This is a genomic window from Streptococcus oralis (genome assembly GCF_023110435.1).
In the GTDB taxonomy this organism is placed as follows: domain Bacteria; phylum Bacillota; class Bacilli; order Lactobacillales; family Streptococcaceae; genus Streptococcus; species Streptococcus oralis_CF.
The window spans coordinates 428,142-450,105 of the sequence record NZ_JALDWB010000001.1 but is presented as its reverse complement, the minus strand read 5'-3'; the positions used below and the strand labels follow the sequence as shown (position 1 = coordinate 450,105).

Here is a 21,964-nt window from a genome sequence, read left to right as displayed (position 1 = left end):
CTTTACTTACCTCCTTTTGCTTGTTTTTTCGGTTTGACAAAACGCTCGATAAGGTAGTGAACGCTGACAAAGAAGATAATAGACGCCGTTACGATGCTAACAAGCTCTGATGGTACTTGCGCAGCATTCATACCAGGTGCTCCGACTTGGAGAACTCCAAATAGGAAGGCTGCAAATAGAATACCGATTGGAGAGTTTGCTGCAAGGAGACTAACTGCCATTCCGTTAAATCCGATAGCCAATGACGAACCTTGAACATAAACGTTTTGGAAAGTTCCCAGACCTTCAACTGCTCCACCTAAACCTGCCAAGGCTCCTGAAATAATCATAGATAGGATAATTGTGCGTTTGGCAGAGATACCTGCGTACTCAGAAGCATTTGGGTTGAGACCAACTGCACGGATTTCAAAACCAAGAGTTGTTTTCTTGAGCAAGAACCAGATGACAACTACTGCAATAACCGCAAAGAAAATTCCGATATTCATACGAGAATTTCCAGTCAACTCAGACAACCATGGTGTCTGGTAGGCGGCGTTGGCACCGACACGGATTGTCGAGTCTGTACTTTGCATCAATTCTTTAGGGAAAGAGCGGATAAAGGTATTTCCCACATACAATACAATGTAGTTCATCATGATGGTCACGATAACTTCCGATGTTCCGAGATAAGCTCTGAGGATACCTGGAATAGCTCCGACAACCCCACCAGCAATAAGGGCAATAACAACTGTCGCAAGAATCATCAAAGGACGTGGCATATCAGGATTTGAAAGGGCAAACCACCCACTCATAACCCAACCTGCAAGAGCCTGTCCAGGAAGACCAACGTTAAAGAAGCCTGCACGACTGGCAACCGCAAAACCAAGACCAATCAAGACAAGAGGTCCCATGGCACGGAAAATCTCACCGATACCACGCAGACTACCGAAGGCTGTGTAGAACAACTCCTCATAACCCCAAATAGCATCGTAGCCGAAGATCCACATAACGATGGCTCCGAGTAAGATTCCTAAGAATACGGAAATCAGGGGAACCGAAATTTGTTGTAATTTTTTAGACATCACTCTTCTCCTTTCCCAAGCTTCCACCAGCCATCAAGACACCAAGTTCTTGTTTGTTAGTCGTTTCTGGCGACACAATACCTTGAATCTTCCCATCGTGAATAACAGCAATACGGTCTGAGACATTTAAAATCTCATCCAATTCAAAGCTGACAACGAGAACAGCCTTGCCATTATCACGTTCCTCAATCAAGCGTTTGTGAATGTACTCAATGGCACCAACGTCCAAACCACGTGTCGGTTGGCTAACGATTAGGAGATCAGGGTCTCGGTCAATCTCACGAGCGATAATTGCTTTTTGCTGATTCCCCCCTGAAAGAGCTGCTGCTGGAACAAACTCGTTAGCAGCACGGACGTCAAATTCTTCCATCAGTTTCTTGGCATGAGAAGTGATATTGGCATAGTTCAAGATACCATTCTTACTGAGTGGTTCTTTGTAGTAAGTTTGAAGAGCGATATTTTCCGAAATCATCATATCCAAAATCAAACCATCGCGATGACGGTCTTCTGGAACATGGCCCACACTCATCTCAGTAATTTGTCGAGGATGCATACCGACAACTGACTTTCCTTTCAAATCAATGCTACCAGACTCAACTTTCCGAAGGCCTGTGATAGCTTGAATCAGTTCTGACTGACCATTTCCGTCAATACCCGCAATACCGACAATTTCACCAGCACGAACATCCAAAGAAAGGTTCTTAACAGCTGGAACACCACGGTTTTCATTGACAACTAGGTCTTTGATAGACAAGACCACATCTTTTGGCTGGGCCGCTTGTTTGGCTGTCTTAAAGGATACGGAACGTCCAACCATCATTTCAGCCAAATCTGCATTGGTTGCTCCTGCAATCTCAACAGTCTCAATAGATTTTCCTCGACGGATAACCGTAACACGATCAGAGACTGCACGGATTTCATCCAACTTGTGGGTAATCAAGATGATGGATTTGCCTTCCTTGACAAGGTTTTTCATAATAGCCATCAACTCATCAATCTCCGAAGGAGTTAATACCGCTGTAGGTTCGTCAAAGATAAGGATATCAGCACCACGATAGAGTGTTTTCAAGATTTCTACACGTTGTTGAGCACCGACAGAAATGTCCGCCACTTTGGCAGCAGGATCCACTGCTAGACCATAACGTTCAGAAAGAGCCTTGATTTCTTTAGTAGCACCAGCTATATCTAGAACACCATTTTTAGTGATTTCACTCCCTAAAATGATATTTTCAGCTACTGTGAAAGCTTCAACCAACATAAAGTGTTGGTGAACCATTCCGATCCCCAAACTAGCAGCTTTAGATGGTGAGTCTAGTTTTACAACCTGACCATTCACCGCAATCTCACCACTAGTTGGTTCAAGAAGTCCCGCTAGCATGTTCATCAGAGTGGATTTCCCAGCTCCGTTTTCTCCTAAAAGTGCATGGATTTCACCTTTTCGCAGTTGCAAGTTGATTTTGTCGTTTGCTACAAATTCACCAAACACCTTGGTAATTTCCCGCATCTCAATGACATTTTCGTGTGCCATATGCTCTTCCTTTCAGAGGTTTATTTTATTTCAATAAAACCTGCTAATCACATTAACAAGCTCTATTGAGACAAAAATTGCCTCAATTCTTAAAGAAGCGACCGATGGCCGCTTCCTAAGAAATGACTTTTATCCATTATTTTTCAGGAACTTTAATGCTTCCGTCAAGAATTTTAGCTTTTGCATCCTCAACAGCTTTCTTACCTTCTTCTGAAAGGTTTGTTATTGCCAAGTCAACCCCTTTATCTTTCAATGAGTAGACGATCACTTGTCCACCAGGGAATTCACCTTTTTCCGCTTTATTAGCGATATCTTTTACAGTTGTACCAACTTGTTTCAAAGTAGAAGCAAGGACAAAGTTAGATTCTTTACCGTCTTTAGAAGTGTATTTACCTTCTTCCACTTGGTCACGGTCAACACCAATAACCCAAACTTTTTCATTTTCTGGACGGCTTTCGTTGAGTGATTTCGCTTCAGAGAAGACACCTGCTCCAGTACCACCTGCTACTTGGTATACAACGTCAGCACCTGCAGCGTATTGTGCAGCAGCGATTGTTTTACCTTTAGCAGCGTCACCGAATGAACCAGCGTAGTCTACTTGTACTTTGATAGATGAGTCAACTGATGCAACACCAGCTTTGAAACCAGCTTCAAAACGTGAGATAACTTCAGATTCCATACCACCTACAAAACCGATTTGTTTTGTCTTAGTTGTTTTAGCGGCTGCAACACCTGCAAGGTAAGCTGCTTCGTTATCCGCGAAAGTAACACTTGCAACGTTCTTTTGATCTTTGATTACGTCATCGATCAAAACATAGTTCAAGTCTGTGTGCTCTTTTGCTGCTTCTTCAACTGCATTGTGAAGGGCAAAACCAACACCGAAGATCAAGTTGTAGCTTCCAGCTGCTTGTTGCAAGTTGTTCGCATAGTCTGCTTCACTTGTTGATTGGAAGTAAGTGTAACCTTTATCTTTAGAAAGGTTGTGCTCTTTACCCCAAGCTTGAAGACCTTCCCAAGCTGATTGGTTGAATGATTTATCATCAACACCACCAGTGTCCGTTACGATTGCAGCTTTTGTCTTCACAGTTGAAGATGAATCTGCGTTACGAGAAGAGCGGTTACCACATGCAGCAAGTCCAATTGCTGCTACTGCAACTAGACCAAGGCCTAGCCATTGTTTCTTGTTCATTACTGAACCTCCTAAATAAGATACGCAACGATGTTGCAAGTATGGATTGTTTGGTCACACAGACCACAGCCACTGCAAGAGTGGCCCAGACTAATTTAAGTCTGTAAATGAGTATGGAAGTAACTCCCCGACCGTCATCTCGACCGTCGATTTATCTTTGGCGACAAGTGTCACCTTTAGATCTTGTTCAAAAAACTCAATCATGACCTGGCGACAAGCACCACATGGTGAGATGGGTTTTTCAGTTTGACCGTAGACAACCAATTCTGAAAATTCCCGTTGCCCTTCAGAGACTGCTTTGAAAATAGCTGTCCGCTCTCCACAGTTAGTCAAAGGATAACTAGCATTCTCGATATTCACACCCGTATAAATGCTACCATCCTTGGCTACTAAAACAGCTCCGATAGGAAAGTGAGAATAGGGCACATAGGCATTCTTGCTGGTTTCAATTGCTAGTTCGATTAACTCAGTAGTCGCCATCAGCCAATTCTCCTTTTAAGATTGCTACACCAGCGGATGTTCCAATACGAGTAGCACCTGCCTCCACAAAGGCAAGAGCGTCTGCGTAAGAACGCGCTCCACCAGCAGCTTTAACACCCATATCAGGTCCCACTGTTTGACGCATTAATTTGACATCTGGCAGAGTTGCTCCTCCAGTTGAAAATCCAGTTGATGTTTTGACAAAGTCAGCGCCTGCTTTCTGGGATAATTGGCAAGCCACAACCTTTTCATCGTCCGTCAACAAGCAAGCTTCGATAATGACTTTCACCAACTTGTCACCACTTGCTTCTACTACAGCACGGATGTCCGATTCAACTAAATCCAGATTGCCTGATTTGAGGGCACCGACATTGATAACCATATCAATCTCATCTGCACCGTTTTGAACAGCTTCTTTTGTTTCAAAAGCTTTTACAGCTGAAGTTGTTGCTCCCAACGGGAAACCAACTACTGTACAAACCTTCACATCTGAATCTTCAAGCCCCGCCTTTGAATGAGCAACCCAAGTCGGATTAACACAGACACTGGCAAAGTCATACTCACGTGCTTCAGATAGCAAACGATCAATTTGTTCTTGACTTGCATCTTGCTTTAAAAGCGTATGATCGATATATTTATTTAACTTCATATTCGGATTCTCCCTGGTTTTATGAGATAATTTCTATAATTTCTCGTAAACTTTGCACTCCATCATTCATTTTAACATATTTTTGAAATTCTGTAACTAGTTGAGGAGAAATTTTTCCATTTGTATATACTTTTGCGACAATTTCACCCTTCTGGACAGGTTCACCAACTTTTTTATCAAAAACGATTCCAGTTTCATAGTCTAAAGGATCAGACTTGACTGCACGACCAGCTCCCAATCTCATGGCATATAGACCAAATTCCATAGCTGGAAGAGCTGAAATGACACCGGTCTCTTGAGCTGGGATTTCCACCACATGCGCAACATTTACTGGACGATAGAGATCTTCTAAATCACCGCCTTGTGCTGCTACCATTTCTTCAAACTTGGCCAGAGCTTGTCCATTCTCAAGATGTTGACGTACTTCTTCAACTGTCTTCTCAACATTTGCCAAACCAAGCATAATCTGAGCTAGTTCACAAATAAAGTGACTAATATCTTCTCGACCTTTTCCTTGAAGAATTTCGATTGCTTCTAGGATTTCAAGACGATTGCCGATAGCTCGTCCCAAGGGTTGGCTCATATCTGTAATGACTGCAACTGTTTTTCGACCAACTGCCTTCCCCAAATCAACCATGGTTTGAGCCAATTCGCGCGCCTCATTGACAGTCTTCATAAAGGCACCCTCACCGACCGTTACGTCTAGCAAAATGGCATCCGCTCCTGCAGCGATTTTCTTGCTCATGACAGAGCTTGCAATCAAAGGAATGGTGTCGACAGTCGCTGTCACATCACGAAGAGCATAGAGAAGTTTGTCTGCTTTAACCAACTGATCTGACTGCCCAATAACAGATACACCAATGTCCTGTACCTGACGAATGAAATCTTCTTGACTGCGCTCGACTTGATAGCCCTTGATCGCTTCTAACTTATCTAAAGTTCCGCCAGTATGTCCGAGACCACGACCACTCATTTTTGCAACCGGCACACCAAAGCTGGCTACTAAAGGAGCTAGAATCAAGGTCACCTTATCACCAACACCACCTGTTGAGTGTTTATCCACTTTGATACCATCTATGGCTGATAAATCAAACTCCTGACCTGTCTTGACCATATTCATCGTCAGGTCAGAGATCTCACGTGTGGTCATTCCTTTGAAATAAACAGCCATAGCAAAGGCAGACATTTGGTAATCTGGAACAGTTCCAGCTACATAGCCTTCTACCAACCACTTGATTTCATTTGCAGTCAGTTCTTGACCATCTCGTTTCTTTTGGATTAAATCAACTGCTCTCATTCTTTCACACTTCTAAGGATATAATATCCCTTATCTTTCTTTACGATTTCACAATTTTCAAACACGTCTTCCATCTTATTTCTAGCACTTGGAGCTCCTTGCTTTTTCTGAATGACGATGGTTAAATCTCCTCCGTCTTTCAAGAAATCACTGCTCTTTTCGATAATCTCATGAACAACCTGCTTGCCCGCTCGAATAGGCGGATTGGAAATAACATGGTCAAATTTCCCTTCAACTTGGTCATAGATATTGGATTGAAAAATCGTTGCTTCTACTTTATTTCGTTCAGCATTTTGTCGCGCTAAGTCCAAGGCGCGATTATTGATATCGACCATGGTTGCCTGAACTCCATAAGCCTTGACCAAAGAAAGTCCTAGGGGACCATACCCACAGCCGACATCAAGGACCGTTTCTCCTTTATTAACCTCTAGACACTTCAATAAAAGCTGACTCCCAAAGTCAACCATTTTCTTGCTAAAAACACCCGCATCCGTCAAAAAGGTCATTTTTTGTCCCAACAACTCCACTCCCAACTCATGAATGTCGTGAGCAGCATCAGGATTTTCTGCATAATACATTTTACTCATAAAACTATTTTACCATAATTTGGCTTGAATTGTAAATCGTTTGCAAAGTGATGATAAAATGAAAAAGACTGAAGAATCCTAGTCAAAAAACCTTTTCTTCAATCTCTTTCAATTATTAGAAATACATTACAATCGATCGGGAACTACAAATTATCATAGTCAGGAAAAAACAGATCGTCTGTAATCAGGCGCATTTTTATTACTATTTCTTAAACTTAAAACACTTTATTATCAACAGGATTCCCAATATGATGTTTAGATAAAAACCCAACTGATAAGTTTGTATCAAGATTTCCAAACTTGTCCAAAGTCGTATCAAATCTTCTAGCGACATACGGAATAAATAACCTTCTGTAGCAATCCACAAAATCAAAAATAGATAACTACCAGCAGCAAGCCATTTCGTCCACTGCTTTTTTACTAACCAAGCAATCAAGAGTGAACAGATAAAGATAACTGTTACAAGAAGATGATCCATTAAGAAGGTAAAACCGTAATAAGTTTCTACAAAGCGTCTACCATTATCCGCATTCGCTCCCCTTATAAAAGGTAGTGCAAAACTTAAAATAAAACAGAGTTCCAATATGTAACATCTCAAGATTTTCATTGTATGCCTCCTATAAGTTGCAAACTAAAAAAGCCCACTTTTAATAACTGACAAGTCTTCAGAAACAATTCCCTATCTCATCATTAAATTATTCAACCTCCATCTACCTCTATTATACGATATTGACTTACTACCATCAAGAAACCGCTTTATTTTTTTAGCTTTTTATGGTATGATAAACAAAATATCTAGGGGAAAACAAATGACCAACGAATTTTTACATTTTGAGAAAATCAGTCGCCAGACTTGGCAATCATTGCATCGCAAAACAACTCCTCCCTTGACAGAGGAAGAGTTAGAATCCATCAAGAGTTTCAATGACCAGATTAGTCTGCAGGACGTAACGGATGTCTATCTTCCCCTTGTCCATCTTATCCATATTTACAAGCGCACCAAGGATGATTTGGCATTTTCAAAAGGAATTTTCCTCCAACGTGAAAGCAAATCCCAGCCATTTATCATTGGGGTTTCTGGAAGTGTTGCTGTGGGGAAATCGACTACTAGTCGCTTACTTCAGATTCTTCTATCACGTACTCTCCCAGATGCTACTGTAGAATTGGTGACAACTGACGGTTTTCTCTATCCCAATCAAACCTTGATTGACCAAGATATCTTAAATCGCAAAGGTTTTCCTGAAAGTTATGATATGGAAGCCTTGTTGAATTTTCTTGACTGCCTAAAGAATGGGCAAGATGTCGATATTCCTGTCTATTCTCATGAAGTGTATGACATCGTTCCTAGGGAAAAGCAACGTGTCAAAGCTGCTGACTTTGTCATTGTCGAGGGAATTAATGTCTTTCAAAACCCTCAAAATGAGCGCCTTTACATCACTGATTTCTTTGATTTCTCCATCTACGTTGATGCAGCAGTCGAGGACATTGAAAGTTGGTATCTGGATCGTTTCTTAAAACTACTCAGCTTTGCCCAAAATGATCCCAACAGCTACTACCACCGCTTTACGCAAATGCCGATTGGAGAGGTCGAAGCCTTCGCTCATCAGATCTGGACCAGCATTAATCTAATAAATTTACAAAACTATATCGAACCGACAAGGAATCGTGCCGAGGTTATTCTCCACAAGACTAAAAACCATGAAATCGATGAAATTTACCTAAAAAAATAATTTTCCCTTGTCAAAACCTAAGTTTTCATATATAATGGTATAGTTAGTAAATATGGAGGTAAGAACATTGGCAAACATTAAATCAGCTATCAAACGCGCTGAATTGAACGTTAAACAAAACGAAAAAAACTCAGCTCAAAAATCAGCTATGCGTACTGCTATCAAAGCTTTCGAAGCAAACCCTTCTGAAGAACTTTTCCGTGCTGCTAGCTCAGCTATTGACAAAGCAGAAACTAAAGGTTTGATTCATAAAAACAAAGCAAGCCGCGATAAAGCTCGTCTTTCAGCTAAACTTGCTAAATAAGAAACAGTCCATAGAGGCTGTTTTTTTGTCCTTGAATACAAAAAGGTAGAAAATGAAAATCGCAATCATCGGATATTCTGGAGCTGGTAAGTCAACTCTATCTGAGAAGTTATCAAACTACTACTCCATTTCTAAACTACATATGGATACTCTCCAATTTCAACCTGGTTGGCAAGATAGTGACCGAGAATGGATGTTGACCGAGATGAAAAACTTTCTCACAAAGCATGAATCTTGGGTAGTCGATGGCAACTACTCTTGGTGCTATTACGAAGAAAGAATGCAGGAAGCTGACCAAATCATCTTTCTCAACTTTTCCCCATGGACTTGTCTTTTTCGAGCCTTTAAACGTTATCTCACATACCGAGGCAAGGTCAGAGAAAGCATGGCTGCAGGTTGTCCTGAACGCTTTGACTGGGACTTTATCAGATGGATTCTCTGGGATGGGCGGACAAAGAATGCTAAAGAACGTTATCAACGGGTTCAAGAAACCTATCCAGAGAAAGTAATTGTCCTCAGTTCGCAAAAGGAGATAGATTACTTTTTAGAAAATATCGCAAACAACAAGAAAAACCAACGTGTATAACGTTGGTTTTTTGCTTTTATCCAATCACACTTCCGTTTGGTACGGATGGGTCAACTGTGAGAAGGGTTAATTTGTCATCATATTCAGCTGAGAGGATCATTCCTTGGCTGACATATTTTTTCATCATCTTACGTGGCTTAAGGTTGGCAACGATTTGTACCTTCTTGCCGACCAATTCTTGTTCATTTGGATAGTACTTAGCAATTCCTGAGAGGATTTGACGGTCTTCGCCATCACCAGCATCCAGACGGAATTGAAGCAACTTATCAGAACCTTCCACTTTAGACACTTCTTTGACTTCTGCGACACGGATTTCAACCTTGTCAAATTCTTCAAACTTGATTTCATCCTTGTTGAGCTGGAGTTCGACTTCGTCTGGATTCCATTCTTTTTCGACTGCTGGTTTGTTGCCTTCCATTTGTTCCTTGATATAGGCGATTTCTTCTTCCATATCGAGACGTGGGAAGATAGGTGTTCCTTTAGCTACTACAGTTACACCAGCAGGGAAGTCAGCCAAGCTCAAGTTTTCAAGGCTAGAAACTTCTGCTAGACCAAGCTGAGTCAAGACTGCCTGACTTGTTCCCATCATAAATGGTTCAATCAAATGGGCTACGACACGAAGACTGGCTGCCAAGTGGCTCATAACACTTGCTAATTGGTCACGAAGAGCTTCATCCTTGGCCAAGACCCATGGAGCTGTCTCGTCAATGTATTTATTGGTACGAGAGATAAGAGTCCAGACTGCTTCAAGAGCACGTGGATAGTCAACTGCTTCCATGTGTGTATGGTAGTCAGCGATTGATTGTTTCGCAACGTCAGCAAGAGCATTATCAAACTCTGTTACACCCTCTACATAGGCAGGGATTTGACCATCGAAATACTTGTTGATCATGGAAACCGTACGGTTGAGGAGGTTTCCTAGGTCATTTGCCAATTCATAGTTGATACGGCCTACATAGTCTTCAGGAGTGAAGGTTCCGTCTGAACCAACCGGAAGGCTACGCATGAGGTAGTAACGAAGTGGATCTAGTCCATAACGCTCTACCAACATTTCAGGGTAAACAACGTTTCCTTTAGACTTAGACATCTTGCCGTCTTTCATGACAAACCAACCGTGAGCAATCAAGCGGTCTGGCAATTTGATATCCAACATCATAAGAAGGATTGGCCAGTAGATAGAATGGAAACGAAGAATGTCTTTTCCAACCATGTGGAAAACTGTTCCATTCCAGAACTTATCAAAATTTCCATGCTCATCTTGACCGTAACCAAGAGCTGTCGCATAGTTAAGGAGAGCGTCAATCCAAACATAGACAACGTGTTTTGGATTTGATGGGACTGGTACCCCCCATGTAAAGGTTGTACGAGAAACCGCCAAATCTTCCAAACCTGGCTCGATGAAGTTACGCAACATTTCGTTAAGACGGCCATCTGGAGTGATGAAGTCAGGGTGAGATTTGAAAAATTCAACCAAACGGTCTTGGTATTTGCTGAGGCGAAGGAAATATGACTCTTCAGAAACCCATTCGACCTCGTGACCTGATGGAGCGATACCTCCAGTTACATTTCCAGCTTCGTCACGGAAAACTTCTGCAAGCTGGCTTTCTGTAAAGAATTCCTCATCTGAGACTGAATACCAACCAGAATATTCACCTAGGTAAATATCATCTTGAGCAAGCAAGCGTTCAAAGACTTGAGCCACTACTTTTTCATGGTAATCATCAGTTGTACGGATGAATTTATCATATGAGATATCAAGTAATTTCCAAAGTTCTTTGACTCCAACTGCCATCCCATCGACATAGGCTTGTGGTGTAATACCAGCTTCTTCTGCTTTTTGTTGAATCTTTTGGCCATGCTCATCAAGACCCGTCAAATAAAAGACATCGTAGCCCATAAGGCGTTTGTAACGTGCTAAGACATCACAGGCGATAGTTGTGTAGGCAGAACCGATATGAAGTTTACCAGATGGATAGTAAATCGGTGTTGTAATATAAAAATTCTTTTCAGACATAATATTTCCTTTCCAGGCAAATGAAACCTGTTTTTCTAACACTTCATTATATCATATTTTTAGTGATTTTCGATAGGAAAATCCATACAAAAACAAGACAGATAAATGTCCATCTTGTTTTTCCTCTTGTTTATATTACTCATAACGAAGGGCTTCGATTGGATCAAGCTTAGACGCTTTATTGGCTGGTAAGACCCCAAAGATCATACCAACGCTGGCCGAAACAGCCAAGCTAAAGAGAGCGATCGGTAGCGAGACACCAATTTCTATTCCTTCCATCATATTTTTTAACAAAGCACCTGCTAGCGTGGTCAAACCCGCTGCACTTATTAGGCCGATGACTCCACCTAGCAAGGTCAAGATCATGGACTCAATCAAAAACTGTACCAAGATATTAGCCCGTGTAGCTCCCAATGCTTTACGAAGACCAATCTCACGAGTACGCTCCGTTACAGAAACCAGCATGATATTCATAACTCCAGTCCCTCCCACAAAGAGAGAGATTCCTGCGATAGCACTGATAATAGCGGTCATAAAACCAAAGATTTGCTGAACCTCTGCAAAAGCGGCAGTTTCGTCTACAACCTGATATTCTCCCTGCTGTACTCCTGCAATTTCTGTCATCTTACGTGCGAGTTCTGGCCCCAAAGTCGGAGTTAGACTCGTATCATTCACACGAAAGACAATATTAGAAATTTCCTCCACATTAAAATTAGCTGCTACAGAAGCATTGGTTGTAATCGGTAAGCCACCTACACCAAACATCTTAGCACTTTTAACAGCAGGACTAGAGTAAACACCAATCACACGATAGCTATATCCATTGGCTGAAATAATTTGATTGAGTGCTGCCTGAGGTGAGTCAAAAAGACTTTTAGCGAGTTCTTCATCTAGCAAAATCACACTTGCAAAATCTCGGTAATCTTGTTCTCTCAGATCCCTACCTGCAATAATTTTATTTTCTACAGCAGACATATAAGTCATATTTCCACCTGTCAGACTTGCTCTCTCTACCTTTTTATCCTTATAGGTCAAAGTAACATTTGTACTATTAGTCACATAATAGCCATCTACACCTTTTAGTTTGGCAGTTTCCTTAACCCACGATTCCTGTGTTTTAGGTGGTTCTACGTGAACACCTTCTTCTTTACCAGATAGTGTCAGTGCAGATTGCTTTTGTGTAAAGGAACCGTCCTTACTTTTAATTGGTGAGAAAAATACCTGAATATTTTTCTGAGATTTTGTCATATTTTTATTGACCTGACGAGACATAGAGTCCCCTAAAGCCATGATGACAACTACTGAAGAGACTCCGATGATAATGCCAATCATAGTCAAAAAGGAGCGCATCTTGTGTGCCATAATAGATGAAAAGGCAAATTTCAGATTTTGCATCTTAGTTCTCCTTTCCTTCCAAACGAGCGCTATCAGACGAAATAACTCCATCACGGATTACAATCTGGCGTTTTGCATAGGCTGCAATTTCGGGCTCGTGCGTTACCATAATAATAGTCTTGCCTTCTTCATTTAACTCAACCAAGAGTTCCATGATTTGACTTCCTGTTTTCGTATCCAAGGCACCTGTTGGTTCATCAGCTAGGATGATCGAGGGATCATTAACAAGAGCACGCGCAATGGCCACCCGTTGTTTTTGACCACCAGACAACTCTGAAGGAAGGTGATGAATACGATCAGTCAACTCTACTTTACTCAGATATTCCTCTGCCAACTTGCGACGTTGGGCAGCTGGAACTCCGGCATAAATCAAGGGTAACTCAACATTTTGAACAGCATCCATCTTTGACAAAAGAAAGAACTGTTGAAAGACAAAACCAATTTGTTGGTTACGTACCTGTGCCAACTGCTTTTCACCTAGACGGGCCACTTCTTGGCCTTCTAGATAATATTCGCCGCTAGTTGGGGTGTCCAGCATTCCGATGGTATTCATCAGAGTAGATTTACCCGAACCAGATGGTCCCATAATGGCAACAAATTCCCCTTCGCCAATCTCTAAATTAATATTTTTCAAGACCTGCAGTTCCTGTTCACCATTTCGATAGCTCCGGCAGATGTTTTTTAGACTAATTAGTTGTTTCATCAGCCTTCACCTCTTTTCCTTCTTCCAAGGAAGTCGTTGGATTACTGATGACTTTGGTTCCGTCTGTCAAACCAGATGTGATCTCTTGGTTTTCTGCGTCAGCATTTCCTAAGCTAACTTCAACCTTCTTAGCCTTATTCTCTTCGTCAACAACCCAAACGTAGTTTTTCCCGTCTTCAGTAATGACACTGGTTAAGGGTACGAGGATTGATTTCTTGTCACTTTTAACCTCAACACTAACGGTAAAACCTGGTTTTAAATCACCAATCTCACTCGTCACTTCAATCGTATAGGGATATTTAGAACCAGTATTCCCTCCAGTTATAGCATTCGTTCCTTCTCCACTATTTTTAGGGTAAGCTGAAATATAGCTGATCTTCCCTGTCCAAGTTTTATCTTGGTAAACTTTAGAAGAGAAGGTCACTTCTTGGTCAACAGAAAGATTGGCAAGATTGTACTCAGAAAGTTCTCCCTTGACTTGTAGATTGTCGTTACTTACTACATGAACCATCACTTGATTTGCAGTAGTTGTAGACTTCGATACATTGTGATTAACTTCTACAACTGTACCTTCTAGCGTACTCAGAACCTTTGTCGCGTCCAATTGAGCCTGCGCCTTTTTAAGTTGTGCCTCTGCATCAGCACGACTATCACGAGCATCACTAATCTGAGAATCTATGGAGGAGACTGAAGAACCCTGCGCTCCATCATCATATCCTTCCGAATCAGCTAGAGTGTTGTTTCGTGATTCCTTCAAGTCATTGATACGACGATCAGCCTTGGCTATGGCACGGTTAGCTGCATCATAAGCAGATTGCGCTTCTGTGCTGTTGTATTTTACGAGCGTTTGTCCTTTGTCAACCTTATCTCCAACAGAAACCAATATTTCATCTATCTCACCCTTACTCGCATCCAAATAAACATATTGTTCATTTTTTGCGGTGACGGTACCAGATAAAAGAACAGAGGAGGCAACTGTTCCTTCCTTTGCGACTACGAGATGCGATGTGTCATCCTTACCGGCAGCCTGAGAGGGCTGTCTAAATAGCAAAATACCCGCTGCACTGATTATAATAATACTTGCAGCACCAATAGCTGTGTATAGTTGCCATTTTTTAGTTTTCTTATTCCCCTTCATCACAAAACTCCTATTTTATTTTCAATACAAAGACTATTATAGCAAATTTACCTACTCTAAACAATGATTGTTCAGAGAGAAAAGAGAACAATTCAGGAAATGAGCCTTATTTTCATTTAATTTATGCAGAATTGTACTAGTAACATCATACACCTTATTTCTATATTTAGCAAGTGATTTCTGCTATTTCTTTAGGGCGTAGCAGATTTTTGCATTCAAAAAATAAAAACGATAGAATATGACTATCAAATCTATAAGGAGTTTTCTATGAGAGAATATGATATCATCGCTATCGGTGGAGGGAGCGGCGGCATCGCCACTATGAACCGAGCTGGTGAACACGGAGCCAAAGCAGCTGTTATCGAAGAGAAAAAATTAGGTGGAACTTGTGTCAACGTTGGCTGTGTTCCTAAGAAAATCATGTGGTATGGAGCCCAAATCGCTGAAAGCTTCCACCACTACGGTCCTGACTATGGGTTTACGAGTTCAGATGTTCAATTTGATTTCACAAAACTTCGTCAAAACCGTGAAGCCTACATCGGCCGCGCTCGCTCATCTTATGATGGAAGTTTCAAACGCAACGGAGTTGATTTGATTGAGGGGCGTGCTCATTTTGTTGATTCCCACACTGTCAGTGTTAATGGTGAATTGATTCGTGCCAAGCATATCGTGATTGCGACTGGTGCTCGACCAAGCATTCCAACTATTCCTGGAGCTGAACTCGGTGGTAGCTCAGACGATGTCTTTGCTTGGGAGCAACTTCCTGAATCTGTTGCGATTCTTGGCGCTGGCTATATCGCCGTTGAGTTAGCAGGTGTTCTCCACGCACTCGGAGTAAAAACTGATTTGTTCGTCCGTCGCGATCGTCCCTTGCGCAGTTTTGACAGCTACATCGTGGAAGGTCTTGTCAATGAAATGGAAAAAATAGGCCTGCCTTTGCACACCCATAAGGTACCCGTCAAACTAGCAGAATCAGATCATGGCATTACCATTCATTTCGAAGATGGTTCCAGTCACACTGCAAGCCAAGTTATCTGGGCTACTGGCCGCCGTCCAAATGTAGACGGATTGGAGTTAGAAAAGGCTGGAGTTACACTCAACGAACGTGGATTTATCCAAGTGGATGAGTATCAAAATACTGTTGTAGATGGTATCTATGCCCTTGGAGACGTTACGGGTGAGAAGGAACTAACTCCAGTAGCCATCAAGGTTGGACGTACCCTGTCTGAACGTCTCTTTAATGGGAAAACACTTGCTAAGATGGACTACACAACTATCCCTACTGTTGTCTTCTCCCACCCAGCAATCGGAACCGTGGGGTTGACCGAAGAAGAAGCTATCAAAGAATACGGCCAAGAGCACATCAAAGTCTACAAGTCAAGCTTTGCATCTATGTACTCTGCCGTTACAAACCATCGTCAAGAATCTCGCTTCAAACTCATCACCGCCGGTGCTGACGAAAAAGTTGTTGGCCTTCACGGACTAGGTTACGGGGTGGATGAGATGATTCAAGGATTTGCTGTTGCCATCAAGATGGGAGCAACCAAGGCAGACTTTGATGCTACAGTAGCTATCCACCCAACCGCTTCAGAAGAATTTGTGACCATGCGCTAATTGTTGAAAGAGACTTTAAAGAGTCTCTTTTTACTTGCAAAATCGGCTGCCACAAAATTGTTACCTTAATTTAAAAATAGGTTGACTTTTCTTCCTAAATTAGTATAATAGTTACTATAATTTTGAAAAGAGGTTAACAGTCTTGAAAAAAGCTCATATCTATGCTATCCCTGCTATCGGTGCTGCTCTCATCTCCGTATTGGCTCAAATCAGTCTCCCTATCGGTCCTGTCCCCTTCACTCTACAAAACTTTGCGATCGGTCTGATTGCAACTGTTTTTAGACCAAGGGAAGCCGTCCTATCTGTTGCTCTCTATCTCCTGCTGGGTGCCATTGGTCTACCTGTCTTTGCAGGGGGAGGAGCTGGATTTCACGTTTTAGTTGGTCCAAGCGCAGGCTATCTCTGGTTCGACCTTGTCTATGCAGGACTTACATCTTATCTCATCCATCAAAATAGTGGCCATATCCGCATTTTCCTAGCCAACCTCTTGGGCGATTCCCTCGTCTTTGTCGGAGGTATTCTCAGCCTCCACTTCCTTGCTGGTATGCCATTCGATAAGGCACTAACAGTTGGTGTCCTTCCTTTTATCCTCCCTGATCTTGGTAAGATCATTGCCATTAGTTTCATTGGTCGTCTACTATTACAACGACTTAGGGGACAAGCATACTTCTCAATTTAACCCAAAAAGGATACTGAGTCAAAAACTCAATATCCTTTTATTGATTTCCTTTAAAAGCATCCACCATTACTTGAAATTCTTCGTTTGTAAGAGTGATTCCTTTTCCCATTTTGGTATGATCAGGGCTCCAAGTTCGAATATCAAACTTTGCTGGAGCGCCATTAAAGCTGACTCGATTTAGTTCTTTTGTCCATCCTTTTTCATTTTCAGACAAGATCAGTAAGTGTTCTTCGATTTCAAATGTAAATTCTGCCATTTTTAACTCCTTTTTGTGATATGCTTTCTCTAGTCTATTCGTAAAAATCTTGTAGTTTTTAGGAAAATTTTATATAATGTGGATATATAAGAAGGGAGACGCCTATGACGTACACATTCAAGCAAGTCTTAGATAAGATACAAGACTTTCTCAGTGGACATAATGAACAAGATTATTCTGAAAACGACTCCCTTATTAGCACAATTGAACAGGCCATCCAGAAAAAAACGGCTGTTCATGTCATACTAGCTGAAACAAGCTTCACTGGTGATATTGTCAAATATGATACCAGTCGTCAACAGATTGTTGTCAAAAATTTTACAAAAAATGTGACACGTATCATCCGAATCGCTGACATCAAAAGGCTACGCTTTGTCCCATCTACTGTCCAGAGAGCTCAGAAAAATAGATTTAAGAAAGAGTGAGATGCTTTTCATCCCACTCTTTTTCTTAACGAATTTGTTCAAAATGAAGGTGAACTGCGATATGGTCACCATACCCACTTCTCTCCAAATCACGTTGCAAGCGATAAGAAATGTAGTGTTCGGCTATTGTGATATATCCTGCCCCCAACAAACGATTTTCAACCATTGATTGGATCATACTGATGGTCGCACGTTCTACTTTTGCTTCTTCCAAGTCCAAGACTACCTTTTTAGTAACTTGAGCTAGGTTTTGACGCAGGTCATCGGTCAAAACATAAACTGTTTGAGCTGCTTTGAGGACAGCTTGGTAGATTTTATCTGGATCAAAGTCAGCAACCTCTCCGTTACGTTTGATTACTTGCATAAGGTTCTCCTTTATTCTTTGTTTTCTTTGATTTCAGCCAGCATTTTTTCTTCTTCGGCTGTTAGTTGATAGTTTTCTAGCAGGTCAGGTCTGCGCTCGTAGGTTTTCTTTAGACTCTCATACAGCCGCCACTGACGAATCTTCTCATGATGACCACTCATGAGCACATCTGGAACCACCATTCCTCGATAGTCATAAGGACGTGTGTACTGAGGATATTCAAGGAGGCCTGATGAAAAGCTATCATCCTGATGACTAGACTCCTTGCCAATCACTTCAGGAATCAGGCGAACCGTAGCATCAATCATGGTCATGGCAGCCAACTCACCACCAGTCAGGACATAATCTCCTAGGGAAATTTCATCGGTTACCAAGGTCTTGATGCGCTCGTCATATCCTTCGTAGTGACCGCAGATAAAGATAAGCTCCTCTTCTTGAGCCAAATCTTCAGCGTAGGCTTGATCGAACTGTTTCCCAGCAGGATCGAGAAGAATGACGCGGGGATTTTTCTTTTCAATGGCGTCAAAAGCATCGAAAATAGGTTGGGCGCGGAGCAACATTCCCTGACCGCCTCCGTAGGGCTCATCGTCAACATGACGGGCCTTTTCAGCATATTCTCGAAAATTATGATACTGGATATCCAAGAGCCCTTTTTCTCGAGCCTTTCCAACAATCGAGTGCTCCAGCGGAGAAAACATCTCAGGAAAGAGGGTTAAAATATCAATCTTCATCATCTAACCCTTCTAAGATTTCCACTTCGACCCGCTTGTTTGGAATATCAACATTGAGAACTACTGGCGGAATGTAGGGTAAAAGCAAATCTCGCTTACCTTTTCGCTTGACCACCCAGACATCATTGGCTCCTGGTTGTAGGATTTCCTTGATAGTTCCAATCAGGTTGTCTCCCTCGTAAACTTCCAAACCAATAATCTCGTGATAGTAGAATTCTCCATCGTCTAAGTCATTTAGGTCTTCCTCAGCAACCTTGAGACTATAACCCTTGTACTTCTCAATCGCATTGATATGGTACATGTCTTTGAATTTGATAATGTCAAAATTCTTATGCTTACGGTGGCTAGCGATGGTCACTGTTTGAACAAACTGATCTTTTTCATCAAATAAAGCCAGTTCTACCCCTTTTTTAAAACGTTCCTCAGCAAAATCCGTCACAGACAAGACTCTCATCTCACCCTGTAGCCCCTGCGTATTGACGATTTTCCCAACATTAAAGTAGTTCATCTTGTCTCCTGTATCTATTTCTATCCTTTATTTTATCACGTTCCAGGGATTTTCACAAGTTGGATAGGTCCTATCTTACAAGGCTACTACTTCTTCAAAAAAATCACCAACTATCTGATTAAACTCTTTAGGATGGTCATTCATCGGTTGGTGTTTGCTATCTGAAATCGTTACTTGACGCGCATTGGGATTTAGAGCAATGATACCATCATAGATTATTTTTAGGTGTTTGGGAAAATCATTTTCGCCTCTTACTAATAGCATGGGAGGATTTCCTTTATATCCTTCTATCTCATGGACTGCCAAGAAACCTGTGATTCCAAGGTTCAAGAAAACATCTCGCCCAGTTTCTATAATGGCCGTCTTGACCAATTCTCTTGTGATAGGGTTATCACTACACATTTTTGAGTTCTTATCTGCAATCACCTTCCAAGGAATCGTTTTATACATAAGAGAACTATATTTGATTCGACCTCTTTCTTTATCTGATAGGTAACGATGCTGTCCCCAACTATCTACCATGACCAAGGCTAGGACTCTTTCTGGATGGCGATAGGTGTACTCTTGAAGTGGATTTCCTCCCCAAGAATGACCAACCAATATCACCTTATCTAGCCGGAAATAAGACAAAATAGCATCTACATCTTGAACAGCGCCTTCCAGGTCGGGTAGGCCAACTTTCATAGGTGATTCACCCTGCCCTCTAACATTGACAAAGTAAAGGTCAAATCCATCAAAAGCATCATACTGGTGGGCCCACATCTGACTACGGCCACAAGCTCCATGATAAAAAATAATATGCCCTTTACTAGCGTTTCCAGGACGATGATAAACAACCAAATCACAATCTACGACTGCTATAAGGTGACGTTTCAACATCTCGGGTTCTCTGTTATAAAAAGCAATAGCTTCAGCAATATCATTTGGCTTCATTTCTACACTCTCTCCTCTTTATCCTGATATCATTCTTTGTATCTATTTTATCATGCTATATTAAAATCTTTGTTTTCCAAACTTAATTTCATTAAAAATTTTGAATTTTCTGCATCATTTAGATAAAGAAAAAGACTGCTAAGCAATCTTTACTTTTTTCTCATCAGATTCATGCCTAAAATTCCAGCAATAATCAAAGTTGCTCCAATCACATGGTAACTATAAATTGGTTCGTGGAGGATAAGAGCCCCAGCTAGAATAGTCAAAACTGTTCCAAGATTGCCAAAGACACTGACGGTTGATGCCCCGAGGCGAACGATAGCATAGATAGAGAGACTACCAGTCACGATAGAGGCTAGTATTCCCAAATAGAGGATGGAAAGCAGATAGGACACCTGTCCAAGTGGTGCAAAGTAAGCTAATATATTCCCCTCTAGATAGTGCGAGGTCAGGCTTAGCATATTAAAGGTGATGAAGCCAACAAATATCACAACAGCTGTCATATCCATGGCCCGATAGCGACCTCCTTTGGACTTGCTGAGGATATTGTTTATCGCATTGGCAAGAACAGATCACAACATCAAGAGAAAGCCCAAGCTAGCAGTTTCAGTGCTAAAGTTTGCTCCTTTGCTAAGGAAAATGAAAACTACTCCTGCTACGGATAAAATTAAAAAGAACTTTTGTAGCAAACCAGTCTTTTCCTTGAGAAAGACCGATGCCAAAAGGAGAGTAAAAATCGGGACAAGCGCTTGTAAAATTCCCGCTTCAGAAGACGATATATACTGTAAAGCAAAGGATTGGAAAATAAAGAAGAGGAGTGGATAGAAAAGACTCATAGGCAGAATTGAAAGAATATCTTTTCTACTTAAACTCACATTGATAAGTTTTGTTTGATGAAGGATGACCAATACCAAAGCAGCGATTGTATAGCGATGTGCTAAGTTTGTGAGAGGACTAGCATAGCCCAAAGCAATCTTAGTAAATAAAAAAGAAAAACCAATGATTGCTGAAAAGGATAAGGCTGCTAGGTATGCTTTTGTTTTCTCGTTCATAGATTGTTACTCCCTTTAAAAATAGCTATTCTCAAGATTAATTGACTAGAATTCTTTGAGACTGTCTATCCATTTTAGCATAGTAAAATCCTAGATGCTATTTCTAGGATTCCTATTTTGTACCTTCTTTCTCCCTTTATCTACAACATAGCTTAAAAAGGACTCTGCGAGTCTAATCTGCTTTTCTCGTTCTTGTCTCACAAGTTCTAACTTGTCTGCCTCTTGGAGATTCCTTACTTTGATAGCATAATCCGCGGAAACAATGGCATGTCCTCTCATATGAGCAGTTGAGATGGCTTGTACAAAAACTCTGGCTGCGTACTTAGCGATTTGATTTTGGGCATTTTTAGAGAGGAGATTTGCTGCGAAACCTGCTTTTCTCAACTCATGAGGTGAGAACTCATTTCTCAATCGTGCATCAAAAGCCTCATAAGCTTGCCGAATTATTTTATTTTTCTCACCTTCATCACCGATATCAATTAAAGATAAGAAATTTCGCGAGTTCTCTAATGCCCATCGAGCTAGTTCTTTCTGAGGAAGTCTATCCAGTATTTGTTCTAGTTCCAATCTTTTCTCAGAGTCGTCCCAAATGGCAACTTTGTAAGGACTGGGTAGGTGATTCATTTTAGTCTTATAGGCAGTTCGTTCAAACTCATTCCATGCATAGTCCTCTGGTCTCATTGCTTTCTCATTCTTTCTTACTAGCTACCGTAAGCTAGGAGAAACCTTTCATATTAGTGA

Annotated in this window: 24 protein-coding genes and 1 pseudogene; 6 read left to right on the top strand and 19 right to left on the bottom strand. The window is 41.3% G+C overall.

The window, feature by feature from the left end; all coding sequences use genetic code 11:
• Positions 1–2 precede the first annotated feature (2 nt).
• From M1F97_RS02335 to M1F97_RS02300, 8 genes are all read right to left on the bottom strand, one after another.
• The gene (locus M1F97_RS02335; protein WP_247944057.1) at positions 3–1,061 is read right to left on the bottom strand and encodes an ABC transporter permease; all 1,059 of its coding nucleotides are present in this window, start codon (positions 1,059–1,061) and stop codon (positions 3–5) included.
• The gene (locus tag M1F97_RS02330; RefSeq protein ID WP_247944056.1) at positions 1,054–2,589 is read right to left on the bottom strand and encodes an ABC transporter ATP-binding protein; all 1,536 of its coding nucleotides are present in this window, start codon (positions 2,587–2,589) and stop codon (positions 1,054–1,056) included. The genes M1F97_RS02335 and M1F97_RS02330 overlap by 8 nt, the downstream gene beginning before the upstream one ends.
• Positions 2,590–2,725: 136 nt before the next feature.
• Entirely contained in the window at positions 2,726–3,778 is a 1,053-nt protein-coding gene (locus M1F97_RS02325) for a BMP family lipoprotein (protein ID WP_247944055.1), read from the bottom strand.
• A gap of 90 nt (positions 3,779–3,868) precedes the next feature.
• The gene (locus tag M1F97_RS02320) at positions 3,869–4,258 is read right to left on the bottom strand and encodes a cytidine deaminase (protein WP_247944054.1); all 390 of its coding nucleotides are present in this window, start codon (positions 4,256–4,258) and stop codon (positions 3,869–3,871) included.
• Positions 4,245–4,907, bottom strand: a complete 663-nt coding sequence (gene deoC, locus M1F97_RS02315) for a deoxyribose-phosphate aldolase (RefSeq protein WP_247944053.1) — start codon at positions 4,905–4,907, stop codon at positions 4,245–4,247. Before deoC ends, M1F97_RS02320 begins: the two co-directional genes overlap by 14 nt.
• Positions 4,908–4,926: 19 nt before the next feature.
• A complete protein-coding gene (locus M1F97_RS02310) occupies positions 4,927–6,204 on the bottom strand; it encodes a pyrimidine-nucleoside phosphorylase (protein WP_247944052.1) in 1,278 nt (425 codons plus the stop codon).
• Positions 6,201–6,791: a class I SAM-dependent methyltransferase gene (locus M1F97_RS02305; RefSeq protein ID WP_247944051.1), complete on the bottom strand. Its 591-nt coding sequence runs from the start codon at positions 6,789–6,791 to the stop codon at positions 6,201–6,203. The genes M1F97_RS02310 and M1F97_RS02305 overlap by 4 nt, the downstream gene beginning before the upstream one ends.
• A gap of 202 nt (positions 6,792–6,993) precedes the next feature.
• Positions 6,994–7,398: a hypothetical protein gene (locus M1F97_RS02300; RefSeq protein ID WP_247944050.1), complete on the bottom strand. Its 405-nt coding sequence runs from the start codon at positions 7,396–7,398 to the stop codon at positions 6,994–6,996.
• Between the two features lie 202 nt (positions 7,399–7,600).
• On the opposite strand from M1F97_RS02300, the gene coaA reads away from it, so the two are divergent.
• The 3 genes from coaA (at position 7,601) to M1F97_RS02285 (ending at position 9,411) form a co-directional block, all read left to right on the top strand.
• The gene (gene coaA / locus M1F97_RS02295) at positions 7,601–8,521 is read left to right on the top strand and encodes a type I pantothenate kinase (protein WP_247944049.1); all 921 of its coding nucleotides are present in this window, start codon (positions 7,601–7,603) and stop codon (positions 8,519–8,521) included.
• Between the two features lie 67 nt (positions 8,522–8,588).
• Positions 8,589–8,825: a 30S ribosomal protein S20 gene (rpsT, locus tag M1F97_RS02290; RefSeq protein WP_001274000.1), complete on the top strand. Its 237-nt coding sequence runs from the start codon at positions 8,589–8,591 to the stop codon at positions 8,823–8,825.
• A gap of 52 nt (positions 8,826–8,877) precedes the next feature.
• Complete coding sequence (locus tag M1F97_RS02285) at positions 8,878–9,411, top strand: DNA topology modulation protein (protein ID WP_247944048.1); 534 nt, start codon at positions 8,878–8,880, stop codon at positions 9,409–9,411.
• 16 nt (positions 9,412–9,427) lie between these two features.
• Here the strand turns inward: M1F97_RS02285 and metG are convergent, their stop codons facing one another.
• From metG to M1F97_RS02265, 4 genes are all read right to left on the bottom strand, one after another.
• Positions 9,428–11,425 (bottom strand): methionine--tRNA ligase, encoded by a 1,998-nt coding sequence (metG, locus tag M1F97_RS02280; RefSeq protein WP_247944047.1) that lies wholly within the window; start codon positions 11,423–11,425, stop codon positions 9,428–9,430.
• Positions 11,426–11,560: 135 nt separating this feature from the next.
• Entirely contained in the window at positions 11,561–12,820 is a 1,260-nt protein-coding gene (locus M1F97_RS02275) for an ABC transporter permease (protein ID WP_247944046.1), read from the bottom strand.
• 1 nt (position 12,821) lies between these two features.
• The gene (locus M1F97_RS02270; RefSeq protein WP_000811477.1) at positions 12,822–13,523 is read right to left on the bottom strand and encodes an ABC transporter ATP-binding protein; all 702 of its coding nucleotides are present in this window, start codon (positions 13,521–13,523) and stop codon (positions 12,822–12,824) included.
• Entirely contained in the window at positions 13,507–14,661 is a 1,155-nt protein-coding gene (locus M1F97_RS02265) for an efflux RND transporter periplasmic adaptor subunit (RefSeq protein WP_247944045.1), read from the bottom strand. Before M1F97_RS02265 ends, M1F97_RS02270 begins: the two co-directional genes overlap by 17 nt.
• A 267-nt stretch (positions 14,662–14,928) precedes the next feature.
• Between M1F97_RS02265 and gor the strand changes: the two genes are divergently transcribed.
• Positions 14,929–16,275 carry a glutathione-disulfide reductase gene (gene gor, locus M1F97_RS02260; RefSeq protein WP_247944044.1) on the top strand — a complete coding sequence of 449 codons (1,347 nt, stop codon included), beginning with the start codon at positions 14,929–14,931 and terminating at the stop codon, positions 16,273–16,275.
• Positions 16,276–16,417: 142 nt separating this feature from the next.
• A complete protein-coding gene (locus M1F97_RS02255; protein ID WP_247944043.1) occupies positions 16,418–16,954 on the top strand; it encodes a biotin transporter BioY in 537 nt (178 codons plus the stop codon).
• 37 nt (positions 16,955–16,991) lie between these two features.
• Here M1F97_RS02255 and M1F97_RS02250 read toward each other — a convergent pair whose 3' ends face one another.
• Positions 16,992–17,210: a YdbC family protein gene (locus tag M1F97_RS02250; protein ID WP_093585642.1), complete on the bottom strand. Its 219-nt coding sequence runs from the start codon at positions 17,208–17,210 to the stop codon at positions 16,992–16,994.
• Positions 17,211–17,314: 104 nt separating this feature from the next.
• Here M1F97_RS02250 and M1F97_RS02245 point away from each other — a divergent pair, with 104 nt between their 5' ends.
• Positions 17,315–17,635: a hypothetical protein gene (locus M1F97_RS02245; protein WP_093585644.1), complete on the top strand. Its 321-nt coding sequence runs from the start codon at positions 17,315–17,317 to the stop codon at positions 17,633–17,635.
• A gap of 25 nt (positions 17,636–17,660) precedes the next feature.
• On the opposite strand, the gene M1F97_RS02240 is transcribed toward M1F97_RS02245, so the two are convergent.
• The 6 genes and pseudogenes from M1F97_RS02240 to M1F97_RS02210 form a co-directional block, all read right to left on the bottom strand.
• On the bottom strand, positions 17,661–17,999 hold the full coding sequence (locus tag M1F97_RS02240) for an ATP cone domain-containing protein (protein WP_001196053.1): 339 nt from the start codon (positions 17,997–17,999) through the stop codon (positions 17,661–17,663).
• Positions 18,000–18,010: 11 nt separating this feature from the next.
• Positions 18,011–18,730: a tRNA (guanosine(37)-N1)-methyltransferase TrmD gene (gene trmD / locus M1F97_RS02235; protein WP_002882191.1), complete on the bottom strand. Its 720-nt coding sequence runs from the start codon at positions 18,728–18,730 to the stop codon at positions 18,011–18,013.
• Positions 18,720–19,238, bottom strand: a complete 519-nt coding sequence (gene rimM, locus M1F97_RS02230; RefSeq protein ID WP_247944042.1) for a ribosome maturation factor RimM — start codon at positions 19,236–19,238, stop codon at positions 18,720–18,722. The genes trmD and rimM overlap by 11 nt, the downstream gene beginning before the upstream one ends.
• A 75-nt stretch (positions 19,239–19,313) precedes the next feature.
• Positions 19,314–20,171: an alpha/beta fold hydrolase gene (locus M1F97_RS02225; protein WP_247944041.1), complete on the bottom strand. Its 858-nt coding sequence runs from the start codon at positions 20,169–20,171 to the stop codon at positions 19,314–19,316.
• A 149-nt stretch (positions 20,172–20,320) separates the two neighbouring features.
• Positions 20,321–21,223, bottom strand: a pseudogene (locus M1F97_RS09165) (DMT family transporter).
• 90 nt (positions 21,224–21,313) lie between these two features.
• On the bottom strand, positions 21,314–21,904 hold the full coding sequence (locus tag M1F97_RS02210) for a putative immunity protein (RefSeq protein WP_169446234.1): 591 nt from the start codon (positions 21,902–21,904) through the stop codon (positions 21,314–21,316).
• Between the last annotated feature and the right edge of the window lie 60 nt (positions 21,905–21,964).